The following is a 14,901-nucleotide window of genomic DNA, read 5'->3' as shown; positions in this document are numbered from 1 at the left end:
TTGTTAGGTGATCCGGTGTTTTTTTCGGAACCTTCCCACTAAGAGGTATATCCCTTCCACGCGGAAAACGAGACTGGAAACAAAAAAAAGTATCATCGCGGGAAGAATTACTATACAAAGATTGATCCTCGAAGCCTGGGCGTAACTCACCCCTCCCTCTTCCAAATAGTTTAGAATCGGAGAATATAAGAATAGATTGTGAAAGATCAAGTAAGTTCCCAAAAGAAAAAACGGGATAATCATCTTGGAAATTTTTTTCAAGAGAGCGAGCCAGGGAAATTCGACCCTGTGTTTTTTCAAAAGTGTTCCCAACAATAAAAACGTAATGGACGCCGAAATCGCGGAAGCGAGTGCGATCGCTGAATGTTTTAAAAACCAGACAAGGGAAAGATTCAATACGATATTGATCGTAAAAGAAGCGGACTGAATCTTCAGAGGAGTTTTTGTGTCTTGAAAAGCGTAATAAGAGGAAATCAAAATCTTATTGATGCTAAAAAAAGGAATCGCGATCGAATAAAAGATCAAAGGTAAAACGGCAGTATGAGTCGCGAGATGATCCCATTTCCCTCCGAAATAAATCGAATCCAAAATAGGTCCGGATAAAATAGACATCCCGATCGCAGCGGGAACCGTAAGAAAGATCGCAAACTCAAGAGCCGCCGACAACTCCGTTCCCACCTCGGACCACTTTTCATTCTTCAAGGATTGAAGAAGCGCGGGAAGAATCGTGGTAGCAAGTGCAACTCCGATGATTCCGGTCGGAAGTTGAACGAGTCTTTGCGCGTAATCCAAACTCACAACCGCACCTAAACCCGGATTGTGATTTTGAACCCAGTTCGCGAGAAAGATATCCACGAGAAGACTCAACTGATAAAAACCTCCGCCAAGAGCAGCCGGCAACATCAGTCGAAAGATCTTTTGGATCGCGGGATGTTTCCAGTTCCAGTTGATCTTTGGCATATCGCCTTTTTTCCAGACAAACCAAGCCTGCACGAGAAACTGCAAGAGTCCTCCGGTAACGATCGCCGAACAAAGAACGATCACTCGGTCGTGAAGATCGGAGACAAACGGAAACAAACCGATAAAGACAAAAAGATAACTTAAATTTAATATGATCGGAGAAAGAGAAGGAACAAAAAAACGATTTTTAGAATTCGAAATCGCCATAAAGATCGCGGAAAGGCTGGCGGTAACGATCAGAAAAAAGAGGATATAGGTAAGCTCTATTACTAAATTAGAATATTCCTTGGTACCCCCCACGAGAAACGGAAGGAATAACGGAGAAAAGAAAAACATCACACCCACAAGAAGTGAAAGTACAAAAAACAAAAAGGAAAGGACCGCGCCGCTCATGACCTTGGCTTCTTCTTCGCTGATCTTTCCCGACTCCGCGTAGAGAGGCATAAAGGATTGAGAAAGTGTTCCTTCGGCCAAAAGATTGCGGAACATGTTGGGAAGACGATACGCCACTGAAAACGCGGAAGCAACCATGCCGGTTCCAAAGGAAACCGCCATAAAGTGATCTCTTACGAGACCCAGGATTCTGGATAAGAACGTATAAAATGAAAGTGCGATACTTCGCGAAGCGGCGTTGGACAACTCTTATGTTCCTAGAAGTTTTTCTAGGTATCGAACTCCGCCCATGGCATTTAGGTCAAACTGAATCTGGCACGCCGGACATTGGTATCTTCCCGGCTTGGAAACTCGAATTCTACTGCTACAAGCGCCGCAGTAGATGATTCGTTTTGGAAAACTCTTCTCGGTCTGAATCGCTTTTTCCAGAGCCGCCTTCGCGGAGTAAGACAAGGATTCGGAAGAAGATACGGATTCTTGTTTCTTAGAAGGGATAGGAGAAGAAGACGAATGGGTTCCCTCTTCTTGTAAGAAGGCTTCGAGTCTCTGAGACTGACTCGAAAGACCGTGCTCTGAAGAACCGGTTTCTAGATTTGAAACCGGATTCGAAACTACATCGGGAGATTCCGAAGAAGCGACATCAAATTCAGGAACGGTCTGGATTTCGGGAATATAAACGGAGTGAGAACCGCCGGAACTGGTACGAGGAGTTCCCGTTCCCGAAGAATAAAACTGAATGGCTTCGTTTCTTTTGATCTGGGAAATCGGAAACGATTCTTTTTTAGAACTTCTCTGATCCTGAATTTTGATAAGAGAAAGATATTCTTCCGCGCGGGAAGGATCCTCAAAAAAGGCGATGGTTTTTCCAAACCCGAGAAAGCTGAGTAACGTCTTACACTCTTCGTTGAACGCGCAATAGGCGGAGGAAGCCCCTCTGTTTTTTAGAAAGTTTTCAAAACGAGCGAGTACGCTGATTCCTTCCGCTTCTACGTATTCGAGTTCTTCGCAGGAAAATAAAAATTTCCGGATTCCTTCTTCCCATTTTGTTTTGAGATAAGAATAAAAATCCTCCGCGCTCGAAGCGTCGAGTCTCCCCTTCAACTTGAGTTTGAGAATATTCCCGGAAAGTCTGGATCGGATTTCCACGTTCTTTTTTTTATCCTAAGTAGATCGCGTCCAAAACTTCTTCTTTGGATGCGATGATCGTCGGACTTACCGTTGACGGCTCCGAATGAGAAACCGATGCGACTGCAACGGGAGAAGATTCGATCGGTTGTGTGACAACGGAAGCGACCTGCGGAACTGAAATCGAAGACGCGGTTAAAACGGGAGCGACGGAAACCGGGGTTGAAATCGGCTCCTCCACTTTGGCGGAGGCGTTGCCAAGACTTCCCGGAATCGGAAGAGAATCAAGAGGACTCGATTTTCTCGCAAGAACGGGAACGTTCATTTCGGAAGAATGAGAGACCTTTTCCACGAGAGGTCTCGAGCTCAAATCAGGAACCGATTGTCTCGTGGAATTGCCCAAGGTCAAAAGGAGATAAACAAATTCTAAAAATAAGGCAGCACCCAAAGCGATGAGAGAATAATTACGAACCAACCACTCCAGAAGTTCGGTTTGTTTGGCGACAAAGGTCCTGAAGTTTCCGCGATCATAGGTCATATGAATCGCAGCGACACGATCGAGTTTGATCGGATGATAGACGGCCGCGGAAAGAAGAATTTCGGGTTCGTTGATTTCAGGAAAGTAACCCGCGAGTTTGGAAAAAAAACCGCTCTTGGCCACGACTTCTTTTTTTTCACCCATCAAAACCGGAATACCGATCTGCCATTTACGAAGACGAAAGGCCCTTGTATAAAGTGCGTCTTGATAGAGTGTCACCGGTTTTCTCTTCTTCAAATCTTCCTGAAGAAATTCCGGATTGGAATGAGCGAGGACGATTCCCGCGTCGTTCATTAAAAAGATTTCTTTGATCGTATAACCGTCCGTGTCTTTTTCGGACAACTTCGTCATCCTGTTAAAAACGAAGTTCATATCGTCGTAGTTACGGTCCAAGCCGGAATTTTCAGCGGCCTTTGCAAGAGTGCCTAACGTGTCTCTCGCTCTGTTATCGGAGGCGATTTTTAAGAGTTCGAAAGAAGCCAGGGAAGATTCTAAAAACGACCAGGCCACGGCTCCGAGCGCGACCGCTTCGCAGACGATCAGCAATAAAAGAAAATAGAATATACTTTTGAAAATCTTCACTCTTCTGACCTCTCTTTCATCAATCGGAAGAAAAGAGGCTTTCTCTTGAGGATAAAATGGGAGAACGCGAGGTTTTCAGTGGGAAACTGCGTTTTCTGAAGAAAGAAGAAAAGAATTTAGATTTTTTCGAACCAAGGAAAGAAACTCGTTTCGTTTGGTCGTTCCCGCGTCGAGGCCTAACATTTCGATGCTCGTCATGTCCGTCCAGTTTCTACCGCAGGGATGGATACAACGAAAGGCGCGAAAATCGTTGCTCAAGTTAAAAGCGACTCCGTAGCTCGTAAAAAAGGACTTAAAGTTCACGCCGATCGAACAAATTTTCTTCGTAGGATCGGATTGAAGATAAAGGCCTGGAGAATCCGGATCGGAGACGAGGCTTAAGTTCCAGGTCTTCAGAGCCGCGTCTTGTAAAGCGCCCAAAAAATTCTCCAGAAAGGAGCGAATAGAAAGATTTCGTTTTTTCAAATCCACGTGAGAATAGATCACGAGTTGGCCGGGTTCGTGAGCGGTAAAATCCCCGCCCCTCTGAATAAAATGGACCGCGATCCCTTGGGATTCCAGAAAATCTTTCCCTAAGAGGAGATTCTCAAGATTATAATTGATTCCGCCGGTGATCGTGGGACCGTGTTCTAAATACAGAACGCATTCTTTCCGAAATCGGCGAAATTTTTCCTGCAAATCCACATAACGAAGGTATGGAAATTCTCCTTTCAGTTCGATCATTCTCACAAGATTCTTTATATGGAAAAACTTTTAGAAGTCATCTCTTTTATCCTACAAAAATCCCCAAATGGAAGGGATCGTTTGTCTCTTTCCAAGCTGATCTACTACGCGGACGGGGTTTACTTTCAAAAAAACGCAAAACTGATCACAAATCAGACTTATATCCATCTGGAAGATTCTCCCTGCGCTTTGGATTTTCAATCGGCGTTGCTTCATCTGAGAAAAAACGGTCTAATTGATATCAAGCCCAGACTTACGGAAAAAGGAATCTCAGGATTTCAAATCGTTTGGACGGGAGAACCCGGAGAGGAAGCGGTCGATCTCAATCGACAGGAGAAAAGGATCATTCGCAAGATTTTGGAAAATTTTAAGAATGCGGTCTACGATGAGAATCGGGTATATCCGAATCTCTACGAAAACTACATTATTTCCCCACTTTTTGCGGAAATTCCATTCAGCATGGATACCTTGAATACCAAAATTCACTTTTTTAAGCGGAAAACGCTTTTAAATATCTCCGGTAAAATTTTTAAGGTACTATTTAGTGAATAACGGAAACCCTAAGATGCAGATAACCATAATGAAAGGTAAAATCCACCGGGCTACGGTAACGGACGCGGACCTGAACTATGAAGGCAGTCTGACCGTAGATATGGATCTTGTGGACGCGGCGGGAATGCGGGTCTATGAGAAGGTTTCTGTTGTGAACGTAAACAACGGAGCCCGTTTCGAGACGTATATCATCGAAGGAAAACGCGGATCGGGGGAAATTTGCCTCAACGGGGCGGCCGCCAGACTCGGAATGAAGGGTGACAAGGTCATCATTATCACCTACGCGCAAGTGGAAGAGAAAGAACTTCCCTCTAATTACTCCCCAAAAGTAGTTCACGTTGACGAAAATAACCGGAAACGGTAATTTTTGCAAAAAACAACTTTCCTAACCTAATTTCCGGCTCGTAGAGACCGATATAAATTAGTAAGAATTCCATCGGACCAGAATAACTATGAAATCTTTTTTGAGAATCTCTGTTTGCCTGCTACTTCTTTTCCTCGGTCAGTCATCCTATAGCCAAAATGCAGAAAAACCCGATCCGAACAAAAAGGACGGAGGAACAGACTATTATCCCCTCTCCTACTACGACGAACGTCTCGCCGTGAAGAACATATCCTTCTTCCGCAGACATTCCGACAACGGGAAGGGAGAATTTCTGGATGTTATGGTGGAACTGGAGAACCGCGACTTTGAACCCGCTAAGTTTTCGGCTTATATCATAGCCGTGAATGAAAGTTCTTCCGTGAGTACGGAAAAAAGAGAACTCGTTCCTTTTCCAAAATGGAGAGGTTACGATTCTGAAAACAATACCTTTGTGATCAATTTCCAAAATCTAATGCCTCAGAAACTCGAACCGAAAGCGGTTTGGGGAGAAGAAAGATTCAACAAGGAAAAAAAGGAATACGACGCTAAGATTTCCAGAGGGGAATCCGTGAAAATGGGAATTCCCGGTTTAACGGAAATTGTTACGTATCTTACCAATCATCCTGAGAATGCTTTAGAGTTTACCATCTTCGGAGAACAAGGTCCGAAAAAAGACCAGGTCTTGCTCAGCAATTTTGTGGATCAGACGGAAGATGAGAAAAAGAAACAATCTCACGAATCTCTAAACAAACACACTTACACGATCTACAACGCAAAATACAAAGCGACTTTGATGTCTCATCACTACACCGAGTATCGTCCTGGATACGTGACTTACAATAAGGTTGTGATTTTGATCTTCAATCCTTTGAAAGAGAAAAACAAATTAGTCTACAGAAGATTTATGGATGTAGGCGGAATCAAACTCCTCAACTAATAATTTTCTTTTCCCCGGGCGGAAGTCTCCGCCCGCTCTTCGCTTACCCGACTTCCATTCTCCAATCGGATTGAATCTCCATCTTCGATTTCTTTTAAGCTCCTAACCAAAAATAGAAAAGAAGAATGAAAACGGACTTCAAGTCCGTTTGAAAGAGAATACAGAAAAGATCTCTATTTATACTGGATGAGAAAGAAGTCTTGGGTTCCCGTCGGAGTAAGACCGTCTAAATTTCCGTTGGTAAAGCCCGTCGCATAAAGATTCCCAAAGACGTCGGAAACAATTCCGTTACCGTTGGTATTGGAACCGCCGCCTGCTCCATCCAACCTCGACCACTGCTTATTTCCGGAGCCGTCGTATTTCACTACAAAAAGATCCTGAGCTCCGATGGAAGGATTCCCATCTAGACCGCCGCTCGAAGCTCCCGTTGTATAGACGTTTCCAAAAGAATCCGAAGTGATCCCAAAGCCGGTCTCAGTCGCCCCAAGCGCTCCCAAAAGACGGGTCCATTGTTTGTTCCCGGAAAGATCATACTTTACGATAAAGAGATCTTGATTGCCTGTTCGAGTCTGAGCGTCCAAATTTGTGCCAGTTCCTCCCGTAGCGTAAACCCCGCTTCCGGTTGGATCTGTGGCGATCCCAAAAGCCGCCGTCAAAGAGGAACCGCTGAGACTTCCCAAAAGCCTAGTCCATTGTTTGTTCCCGGCTGTATCGTATTTTACTACAAAAAGATCCTGGGTTCCCGTCAACGTCTGGCCGTCGAGATTGCCAAATGTGGAACCGGTAGAATAAACGTTTCCGGATGCGTCCGTTGTAACTCCAAAGGCGCTCGTATTGGCTCCAACGGCTCCGAGGAGTCTGGTCCATTGTTTGTTCCCGGCGCTATCAAATTTTACGATAAAGAGATCCTGATTGCCCGTAAGAACCTGACCGTCCAAGTTGTTGTTCGTCTGGCCCGTTGCAAAAACATTTCCTTGTCTATCGATCGTGATTCCATTCGAAGCGGCCGTAGTACCGGGCGCGCCTAAAAGACGAGTCCACTGTTTGTTCCCGGCGTTGTCATACTTTACGATAAAGAGATCTTGAATTCCAGTAAGAACCTGACCGTCCAAGTTTCCGTTTGTTTTTCCGGTAGAATAAACGTTTCCCAAAGAATCCGAAACGATCCCCGAAGCCGTTGTGTTGGAACCGATAACTCCCAAGGTCCTTGTCCATTGTTTACGGCCCGTGTTATCGTAACTCGCCACAAAAATATCAAAGAGTCCGATCAAAGTATCGACCGTCTAAATTTCCATTCGTAGAACCAGTAAGATACACGTTCCCGGAATCGTCCGTAGAAACACCGAGCGAATTTGTAGTAGCTCCCGCCACTCCCAGAAGTGTGGACCATTGTCTCAGCCCGCTGTTATTGATTGCCGAATTTTTTGAAACGGGAAGGCTCATTCCACAAAACGAAGTGGAATCTTGGGCGAGAATTTTGAGGGCCGCCGTCTTAAAAAACAAACTCCCGCTCGGATCGCATAAGTTGCTGGATTGAACGGCGCAGTTCGCAAGAAAGAAAAATAAAAATAGAATATTCCGAAAAACGAATGTATCAATCCTAAAAACTACCATTCTTCACCTTCTCTTACAAATTTGTAAATCGAAGGATCAATCGATTTACAAAATAAAATCGGCGGATTCTTCTTTCGCGTTTACCGCGACAAAAGGAGAGTCCGATTCTTCCCTTAGCAAAAAGTATTCTCTTCGAAACCTTTCTTCTCTTATCACTGCCGTATTTTAAAACAGTCAGCCTGAATCATAAGAGTCAACTTCTATGGATTGAAAGACAGTCGGCGGGAATCAACTTCCTACAAAACGGCAGGAACCGCATCGACTCCAGGAAGCGTCGCTGACAAAAAGTCGTCCCTCTCTAATGCAAACAAACTTCGAAAAGTGAAAATAAAACAGCTAACAAAGATTTGGTGAATCCGTCGGCTCGGACGAAAAAACGCTTTTACGTTTCTAAAAGTTTTTTCTTAGAAAGTTAAAGGGTGAAACGGAGGTTTGTATTTGTTTTCAGTGAGAAAGGTTGAAAAGAAATTCTTAGATTCTATATTCTTTTCAAAAAAATTTGAATCCTGCGCTTGAGAGTTTTATTTCTTTTCTAAAAAAGACAATAAGGAGTATCGATCTCAAATCTCTTTGAAATCGCTTGGATCGGAAATGGATTGTTTTAGAGAGACTTTCTAGAACGTTTTGTCTGTTTCTTATAACGTTCGATGCTCTCTGGGACATACCGAGTAGACCAATCCGCCCCGCTCATATTCTTTTCAATCCAACCCGTGCCGTGATCCCAGCGACCGTCGGATAAAAAATCAAAGAAGTAGGAGGAGTTCATGTACCGGTAGGAGTCCATGATGTCGAGAATGTCCCTTTTTAGAGGGAGACCCTGGCCGTTTTCGCTTTCTGAAAAGAAGCTATTGTCCATTGGTTCAATTGTAAGAACAGGCATTTTCAATGTCCATTCTTTTATTATGTTCGCATTGATTGCCCTGGAGCCTCGTCCCAAAGCGTCAATTGCCCCTCTTCAGGGTTTTCCTGGACGAGAATATCCTGAGGAACCAACTCCCCCGTTTTCTTCCCGTGTAGGACCTCCTGACGCCGTTTTTTCACCTTTCTGGCTTCTTCTAGGATTCCTTCCAATTTCTCCTCTAAAAAATAACGCAATTGTTGCTCGATTTCGTTTTCTGTTTCGCGGATCAACACCATTCTATCCTCCAACGTTCCTCTGATACAATGGAAAGAATAAATCCGACCCCGGACAATGTTTTCCGGAAAGACTGGATTTATTTCGGATTGGTCAAAAAATTGCAAAGAGAAAGGCCTATCGATGCTCAACATAACGGAACTTACAGACACTCTTCTCAACGGAAAAGACATAGATATCGAATACAAATTCGTATCGGAAGAGGACCACCAACAACTCTATAATTTATTGCTTAATATTCTCGGAAAGATCGATCGGCTTTTTCTAACGGAAGTGATTTCTACGATTCTAAAAGAAATTTTGATGAACGCAAATAAGGCGAACGCAAAAAGAATCTTCTTTCTCAAAAAGAATCTGGATATCCACAACGCGGACCAATACGCAAAAGGAATGAGAACCTTCCAACAGGAAATCACTCATCACTGGGACGATCAAAGAGAAAGTTTAGTCAACAGTAATTTCGAGATTCATCTCCGAGCAAAGATGATCAACAATAGTCTTGCGATCCTCGTAGAAAACGACGCCGCCCTTCTTCCGCAAGAAACCGAAAGAATTAAAAAAAGAATCGAGTCCGCGAGAAAATACAACGATCTCTCGGACGCATTCATGGACATCTCCGATTCTCAAGAAAGCGCTGGACTCGGTTTGGTTCTGATCCAACTGCTCTTAAAAAATTCAGGGATCGGTTCCGATAAATTCAAAGTGGATACGGATGGAAAACTTACGAGAGCTACTCTTGTAGTTCCGCAACAGATCGTCCCGATCGATATCACGACCAAACTCAAAGAAAGAATCCTGGCCGAAATCGAAGGCCTTCCTCCTCTTCCGAATACTCTCACAAGAATCATCTCTCTTTGTAACAATCCGGATTCCGATCTTTCGATAATAGCAAACGAGATCGAAAAAAATCCGGCTTTGAGCGTGGACCTTTTAAAACTATCCAACTCCGCCGGGTTTGCGAGTAGAAACAAGGTCAACACCATCGTCCAAGCCGTGAAAGTGGTAGGCCTCAAAAACGTTCGAAACCTTCTCTACGTTTCCGGAGTTCGAAAGATCATGGATGGACGTTATGCGAAACTGCAAGAAGTATGGAATCATTCCAATATGTGCAGTTTTTTTATACGCCATATCGCAGGCAGAGGTGGAATGACAAGGGTCGCCGATATCGCCGCCGCCGGAGCTCTCCTTCACGATCTTGGAAAATTTATTCTTCTTTCCCTGGATCAAAAACTTTTTATTAAATTATCCAATTATCAAAAAGACAGGGACTTCGGAAGTTCTACGATCTTAGAAGAGATCTCGATCGGAATTTCGCATCCGACCCTTGGCGGACTCCTCGCAAGAAAATGGGACTTCCCTCCCGATCTCGTTCAGATGATAGAATTTCATCACAGACCGTTTATGGCAATAGGAAGCGTATATCACGACTTAGTCGAACTCGTCTATCTCGCAAACATGATGGTGGATTGTATCGATAAGAAGGCGTCTTTTTTCACGATAGACGAAACCATACTTCAAAAATACGATCTTACTGATAAAAAGATCTTTGAAGAAACCTGTGAAAAACTCCGAAAGCTCTACAACATCGCGAGAATGGAGAATTAAAAACGTTTGAAATCGGATCCCTTACTTTCCGTCGAGGAAGTCAGTTATAAACCCACCGGAAAGACGATTCTTGAAAATGTAAGTTTTCAGATTTTTGAAAACGAACACTGCGTGCTTCTGGGAAGAAACGGAGCCGGCAAAAGCACTCTTGTCAATCTTATCTATGGAATGATCTGGGCAACTTCCGGGACCATTCGACTCTTTCAAGAAACCTACGGAGAAACCGTTATTCAAGAATTGAGAAAGAGGATCGGAATCTTGGACGCCTCTCAGCAAGAGAACGCTCTTCAAAGAAAACTCACAGTCCTGGACGTCGTCTTAACCGGACTCTTTCATACGATCGGATACTACAGAGATCCCAGCGCGGAAGAAGAGAAAAAAGCATTGGGAATTTTGGAATACGCGGACTTACTCTCCAAGAAGGATCAATTCTACGTTACGCTCTCATCGGGGGAAAAGAAAAAGATTTTATTTTTAAGAAGTCTCGTAAGCGAGCCGGATCTTTTGATTCTGGACGAACCCTGCTCTTCCTTGGATCTAACCGCCAGAGAGGATTTTTTAGGATTTTTAAAACGTTATCATTCTCAGAGAAAATTCACTTCCCTGTATATCACTCATCGACCGGAAGAAATTCCGGAATTCTATTCCAAAGCCGTTTTATTAAAGGAAGGAAAAGTTTTGACCTTCGGTCCTATCGAAGACTGTTTCAGAGAGTCTCATCTCCAAGAACTCTACGATCTTTCATTACAGGTAAAAAAGATCGACGGGACCTGGTCCGTCATCCCAAAACGAAACGAATAAGCGCTTTCCTATGGAAGATTCCATTTTTAGAATATACCGCGCGGCTCCAAACACAAAACTTGGAATTCTTCGTAAAACAAAGGAGGGAACTCAAACGTGTCTCCAATCTTAGAAACAAAACATATCGGGGTTTCCATAAGAGTCTCTTGGAAAACCGTCTACGCTTACCTTTCCGATCCAAAAAACTTTCCGCAGTGGGCCTCCGGACTTTGCAAGTCCATCACACAAGGAAACGATGAAGAATGGATCATCGAAGCTCCGCAGGGCACACTCAAGGCGGTCTTTACGCCACCGAATGAATTCGGAATCATCGATCACACCGTGATCTTTCCAACGGGAGAACGGATCCACAATCCGATGCGAATTCTCCCCAACGCGGAAGGAAGCGAGGTAGTATTCTCTCTTTTCAAAACGCCGGAGATGAGTTCTGAAAAATTCGAGGAAGACGCAAACTGGGTAAAAAAGGATTTGAACGAACTTAAAAATTTGATGGAAAAGAAATTCGGCTAATAAGAACAACCGGACTCATCGTTTCAGGAGAATTTTATAAAAACGGAATATTCCTCTAAAAACAAAAAAGGCGCCTCAGCGCCTTTTCAAAAACCACAAAGATCAAATTTTTTCCGGATTAGAAGTTACCAAGAAGAGTTTGGTATCTCGCATTTTCTCTTTCCAACATCTGAGCTTGTTTGATGTATTTTTGAGACTGAGCGTTGCTCGCAAGAAACTTACCACCTGTGGATCTTCCGGCGAGTTCTCTCAACTCTTCGGCTCTCTGCGTTTTTTGATGAGCGACGGCTCTTAGATAATTCCCTACTGCGGTTTTTTGTTCTTTAGTCACCGCGCTTTCTACGATAGCCTTTTCCAAAAGCTGATCTTCCACGTCTTCCGATACGGCGAAAACGGAGCTTGCAGCCAGAAAACCCAAAAGGGACATTACAGAAATTAATTTGTTAGTGTTCATGATTTGAAACCTCAAGTTTTGTATTTGTTTTTGCTTTAGAGTCCATCTTCAAAAATCGAATCGTTTTTAGGATGGCCTCTCAAGAACCAAAGTGTCTTTGTTTCTCTACTACCACTACGACTTATCCTTATAAAAAAATAAATATTTTTTTATAATCTTGTATTTTTTATTTTAAAATTCCGATGTAATTCTTTATTTTTAGAATATTCTATTTTTTGCAACTAATCAAAACTCAACAAAACAAAGCCAAAACATCAAAATACAAGCAATATTCAAGTTATATCATACATCCAAAAGAGGAAGGAGCGCTAAACTCTTAAAAAATAAACGAGAAGTAGAATTCGATAAAACTTCTTATATAAACATTATACATCTCATCGAAGAAAACTCAAATAAAATCATAAGAGTTAGAAAGTCTGTGCGTTTTATAAGTAGGAAACCCGATTGTTTCAGCAGATGGAAAAGCTGTAAGCTCTTATGTAGAAATACGACGCGGGTTGAAAGAAGGAGTTTCGCGTAAAAAATAAACAAGTCGAACATAACATGCTTACTTTGAGTCGAACTGCATTCTTCTTTTACGAAAACGTTCTCAGAAAGGAGCAAAATTCTAACAGAGCGCTAATCCCTTGGGATTATTTGTGGAAAACCTCGTATTAAAATCTCAAAGAAGTATCCGGTTCCAAAAGGATTTTAAGTCTCCTAACGGAAAGAAGGGATTTGTGAAACGAAATGGTTTTCTGAAAACAAAAGGTTCAGGGAGAAGGATCCGCGCGATCCGGAAGTTCATAGCTTACATATTCGCAGTCGGGAAACCGATTGCATTGAAAAAATTCCTTCTTCTTGGAAGTTTTCTTTTTTTGAAGAATCCCTTCTTTACAAAGAGGACAGATTCCCCAGCCGGTTTCCTTTTTCTTTTCTCGAATATCGACCCAGCCTTTACGAACGGCCCCGGAAGTCTTTTTACTATTTTCAATCTGAGTTTGAAGGGTGGACCAAAGTCGGTTTAATATTTCGAAGGAATCGGATTCGTTTTGTTCGATCTTATCCAGATCTGATTCGAGTTCGGCGGTAAATTTTTCCCGGAAAAGATCTCCAAAACTCGACTGAAGAAAAAAATTTACCTTATCTCCCAAGGGAAGAGGAAAGAAGAATTTTTTGTCCTGATCGATATACTTTCGTTTTAACAAGGTCTCCGCAACCGTTGCGTACGTAGAAGGCCGTCCGATTCCTTCCTTTTCGAGTTTTGCAACCAAAGAACCTTCCGAATAACGAGACGGAGGCTCGGTTTGTTTTGTTTCCGCCTCGACCTTAAAAACGGAAACGGATTCTCCTTTTTCCCAAACCGGAATCGGCTTATCTTCGGTTTCACTCAGAATCTTAAATCCTGGAAAAAGAGTTTTTTTTGTTTCCAATCGAAAGGTTTCACCCGAGGAAAGAATAGAATATTCAATTTTTATAAAGTCTTCCGGTGGAAGAAGGGAGCCGATGGTCCTTTTCCAAATGAGTTCGTAAAGGGAAGATTCTTCCTTGCTTAGAATTCTCTTTGCATCTTGAGGTGTCAGAGTAGCGTTCGTAATCCGAATCGCCTCGTGTGCATCCTGAATCTTGCGGCTCGATTTTCTTACCTTGATCGCGGTTTCCTGAAAGTCCTTTCCTAAATTGGAAAGAATCCAATCCTGCGCTTGAGAGACAAAGTCCGGACTCAGACGTGTAGAATCCGTTCTCATATAAGTGATCAGCCCTTCCCTTTTACCGTTTCCGAGATCGATCCCCTCGTATAATTTCTGAGCGATGCTCATCGTCTTTTTAGAGGAAAATTGAAATCTACGAAAAGCTTCCTGTTGTAAGCTCGCGGTCTGAAACGGAGGCGGAGGAAAGTTTTTGCCGTACGATTCCTTTTTATCCGCGATGATCAGATTTTTTTCTTTTTGAATCCGAGAAAGAATTAACTCCGCTTTTTCTTTGGAAAGAATTTTATCTCCTACTCTTTGAAAGATCCCTTCTTGTCCTTTTTTATCTTGAGAATAAATTAAAATATTATAATATACTTCCGGTTTAAAGCCGCGAATCTCCTCTTCCCGATCACAGATCCATTTTAATGCGACGGATTGAACCCGCCCGGCGGAAAGTCCGGGACCGATTTCTTTCCAAAGAACGGGACTGATAAAATATCCGATCAAACGATCTCCAATTCTTCTCGTTTTTTGAGCGTTTACGAGAGATTCTTGAACTTGAGTCGGATGTTCGATCGCCGAGAGAATGGAATTCTTTGTAATTTCAGAAAATCGAATACGATAGACGTTTGATTTTTTTTTAAGACGATCCCGGATATAAGCGCTGATAAACTCGCCTTCTCGATCGGGGTCCGTTGCTAAATAAATTTTATCCGATTCTTTAGCGGCTTTGACGATCTCCGAAACGACTTTTTTCTTTCCCGGAAGAATCGAGTATTCCGGTTCGAAACGATTTTTGAGATCGACTCCGAGAGTTGTCTTAGGAAGATCCGCGACGTGTCCGAGAGTCGCGAGAATTTTATATTCTTTTCCCAAATAGCCGGAGATGGTTTTTGCTTTGGATGGAGATTCGACGATGAGGAGGAAGGACACGA

15 protein-coding genes and 1 pseudogene are annotated in these 14,901 nt (G+C 43.0%); 6 read left to right on the top strand and 10 right to left on the bottom strand.

All coding sequences use genetic code 11. The features are described from left to right. Positions 1-3 precede the first annotated feature (3 nt). Genes murJ through lipB form a run of 4 tightly spaced genes read right to left on the bottom strand, consistent with a single transcriptional unit; the run spans position 4 to position 4,321 of the window. Entirely contained in the window at positions 4-1,599 is a 1,596-nt protein-coding gene (murJ, locus tag A0128_RS07890) for a murein biosynthesis integral membrane protein MurJ (protein ID WP_069607005.1), read from the bottom strand. A 3-nt stretch (positions 1,600-1,602) separates the two neighbouring features. Continuing rightward, positions 1,603-2,499: an STAS domain-containing protein gene (locus A0128_RS07885; RefSeq protein ID WP_069607004.1), complete on the bottom strand. Its 897-nt coding sequence runs from the start codon at positions 2,497-2,499 to the stop codon at positions 1,603-1,605. 10 nt (positions 2,500-2,509) lie between these two features. After that, positions 2,510-3,622 carry an LIC_12071 family protein gene (locus tag A0128_RS07880; protein ID WP_173662788.1) on the bottom strand — a complete coding sequence of 371 codons (1,113 nt, stop codon included), beginning with the start codon at positions 3,620-3,622 and terminating at the stop codon, positions 2,510-2,512. Positions 3,623-3,673: 51 nt separating this feature from the next. Then, positions 3,674-4,321 (bottom strand): lipoyl(octanoyl) transferase LipB, encoded by a 648-nt coding sequence (gene lipB / locus A0128_RS07875; RefSeq protein WP_069607002.1) that lies wholly within the window; start codon positions 4,319-4,321, stop codon positions 3,674-3,676. A gap of 18 nt (positions 4,322-4,339) precedes the next feature. On the opposite strand from lipB, the gene A0128_RS07870 reads away from it, so the two are divergent. The 3 genes from A0128_RS07870 (at position 4,340) to A0128_RS07860 (ending at position 6,174) form a co-directional block, all read left to right on the top strand. After that, entirely contained in the window at positions 4,340-4,873 is a 534-nt protein-coding gene (locus A0128_RS07870; protein ID WP_069607001.1) for a type II toxin-antitoxin system antitoxin SocA domain-containing protein, read from the top strand. A 28-nt stretch (positions 4,874-4,901) separates the two neighbouring features. Further along, a complete protein-coding gene (gene panD / locus A0128_RS07865; RefSeq protein ID WP_100784009.1) occupies positions 4,902-5,237 on the top strand; it encodes an aspartate 1-decarboxylase in 336 nt (111 codons plus the stop codon). 88 nt (positions 5,238-5,325) lie between these two features. Next, complete coding sequence (locus tag A0128_RS07860; protein ID WP_069606999.1) at positions 5,326-6,174, top strand: hypothetical protein; 849 nt, start codon at positions 5,326-5,328, stop codon at positions 6,172-6,174. Between the two features lie 173 nt (positions 6,175-6,347). On the opposite strand, the gene A0128_RS07855 is transcribed toward A0128_RS07860, so the two are convergent. The 4 genes and pseudogenes from A0128_RS07855 to A0128_RS07845 form a co-directional block, all read right to left on the bottom strand. Next, the gene (locus A0128_RS07855; protein ID WP_156781794.1) at positions 6,348-7,445 is read right to left on the bottom strand and encodes an SBBP repeat-containing protein; all 1,098 of its coding nucleotides are present in this window, start codon (positions 7,443-7,445) and stop codon (positions 6,348-6,350) included. Continuing rightward, positions 7,429-7,788: an SBBP repeat-containing protein gene (locus A0128_RS22530; RefSeq protein ID WP_156781793.1), complete on the bottom strand. Its 360-nt coding sequence runs from the start codon at positions 7,786-7,788 to the stop codon at positions 7,429-7,431. Before A0128_RS22530 ends, A0128_RS07855 begins: the two co-directional genes overlap by 17 nt. A 601-nt stretch (positions 7,789-8,389) precedes the next feature. Then, positions 8,390-8,644, bottom strand: coding sequence for a hypothetical protein (locus A0128_RS07850; RefSeq protein WP_069606998.1), 255 nt, complete (start codon positions 8,642-8,644; stop codon positions 8,390-8,392). 4 nt (positions 8,645-8,648) lie between these two features. Beyond that, a pseudogene (locus A0128_RS07845) lies at positions 8,649-8,925 on the bottom strand (LIC12077 family protein). A 121-nt stretch (positions 8,926-9,046) separates the two neighbouring features. Between A0128_RS07845 and A0128_RS07840 the strand changes: the two are divergent. From A0128_RS07840 to A0128_RS07830, 3 genes are all read left to right on the top strand, one after another. After that, a complete protein-coding gene (locus A0128_RS07840; RefSeq protein WP_069609195.1) occupies positions 9,047-10,528 on the top strand; it encodes an HDOD domain-containing protein in 1,482 nt (493 codons plus the stop codon). Positions 10,529-10,534: 6 nt separating this feature from the next. Continuing rightward, positions 10,535-11,329, top strand: a complete 795-nt coding sequence (locus A0128_RS07835) for an ABC transporter ATP-binding protein (RefSeq protein WP_069606997.1) — start codon at positions 10,535-10,537, stop codon at positions 11,327-11,329. A gap of 96 nt (positions 11,330-11,425) precedes the next feature. Then, a complete protein-coding gene (locus A0128_RS07830; RefSeq protein WP_069606996.1) occupies positions 11,426-11,839 on the top strand; it encodes an SRPBCC family protein in 414 nt (137 codons plus the stop codon). Positions 11,840-11,957: 118 nt separating this feature from the next. Here the strand turns inward: A0128_RS07830 and A0128_RS07825 are convergent, their stop codons facing one another. Next, a complete protein-coding gene (locus A0128_RS07825; RefSeq protein ID WP_069606995.1) occupies positions 11,958-12,293 on the bottom strand; it encodes an LIC10421/LIC12816 family protein in 336 nt (111 codons plus the stop codon). A gap of 752 nt (positions 12,294-13,045) precedes the next feature. Beyond that, positions 13,046-14,899 carry a type I DNA topoisomerase gene (topA, locus tag A0128_RS07820; protein WP_069606994.1) on the bottom strand — a complete coding sequence of 618 codons (1,854 nt, stop codon included), beginning with the start codon at positions 14,897-14,899 and terminating at the stop codon, positions 13,046-13,048. Between the last annotated feature and the right edge of the window lie 2 nt (positions 14,900-14,901).

It is taken from the genome of Leptospira tipperaryensis, from assembly GCF_001729245.1.
Taxonomy (GTDB): domain Bacteria; phylum Spirochaetota; class Leptospiria; order Leptospirales; family Leptospiraceae; genus Leptospira; species Leptospira tipperaryensis.
Note: the sequence above shows the minus strand (reverse complement) of the source record. Positions and strands in the feature narration are given on the sequence as shown.

Excerpts from the sequence above, each read along its gene's own strand:
- A0128_RS07825 (WP_069606995.1), bottom strand. The coding sequence starts at position 12,293 with ATGAACACTAACAAATTAATTTCTGTAATGTCCCTTTTGGGTTTTCTG.
- A0128_RS07860 (WP_069606999.1), top strand. The coding sequence starts at position 5,326 with ATGAAATCTTTTTTGAGAATCTCTGTTTGCCTGCTACTTCTTTTCCTC.
- A0128_RS07870 (WP_069607001.1), top strand. The coding sequence starts at position 4,340 with ATGGAAAAACTTTTAGAAGTCATCTCTTTTATCCTACAAAAATCCCCA.
- A0128_RS07840 (WP_069609195.1), top strand. The coding sequence starts at position 9,047 with ATGCTCAACATAACGGAACTTACAGACACTCTTCTCAACGGAAAAGAC.
- A0128_RS07850 (WP_069606998.1), bottom strand. The coding sequence starts at position 8,644 with ATGGACAATAGCTTCTTTTCAGAAAGCGAAAACGGCCAGGGTCTCCCT.
- A0128_RS22530 (WP_156781793.1), bottom strand. The coding sequence starts at position 7,788 with ATGGTAGTTTTTAGGATTGATACATTCGTTTTTCGGAATATTCTATTT.
- lipB (WP_069607002.1), bottom strand. The coding sequence starts at position 4,321 with ATGATCGAACTGAAAGGAGAATTTCCATACCTTCGTTATGTGGATTTG.
- panD (WP_100784009.1), top strand. The coding sequence starts at position 4,902 with ATGAAAGGTAAAATCCACCGGGCTACGGTAACGGACGCGGACCTGAAC.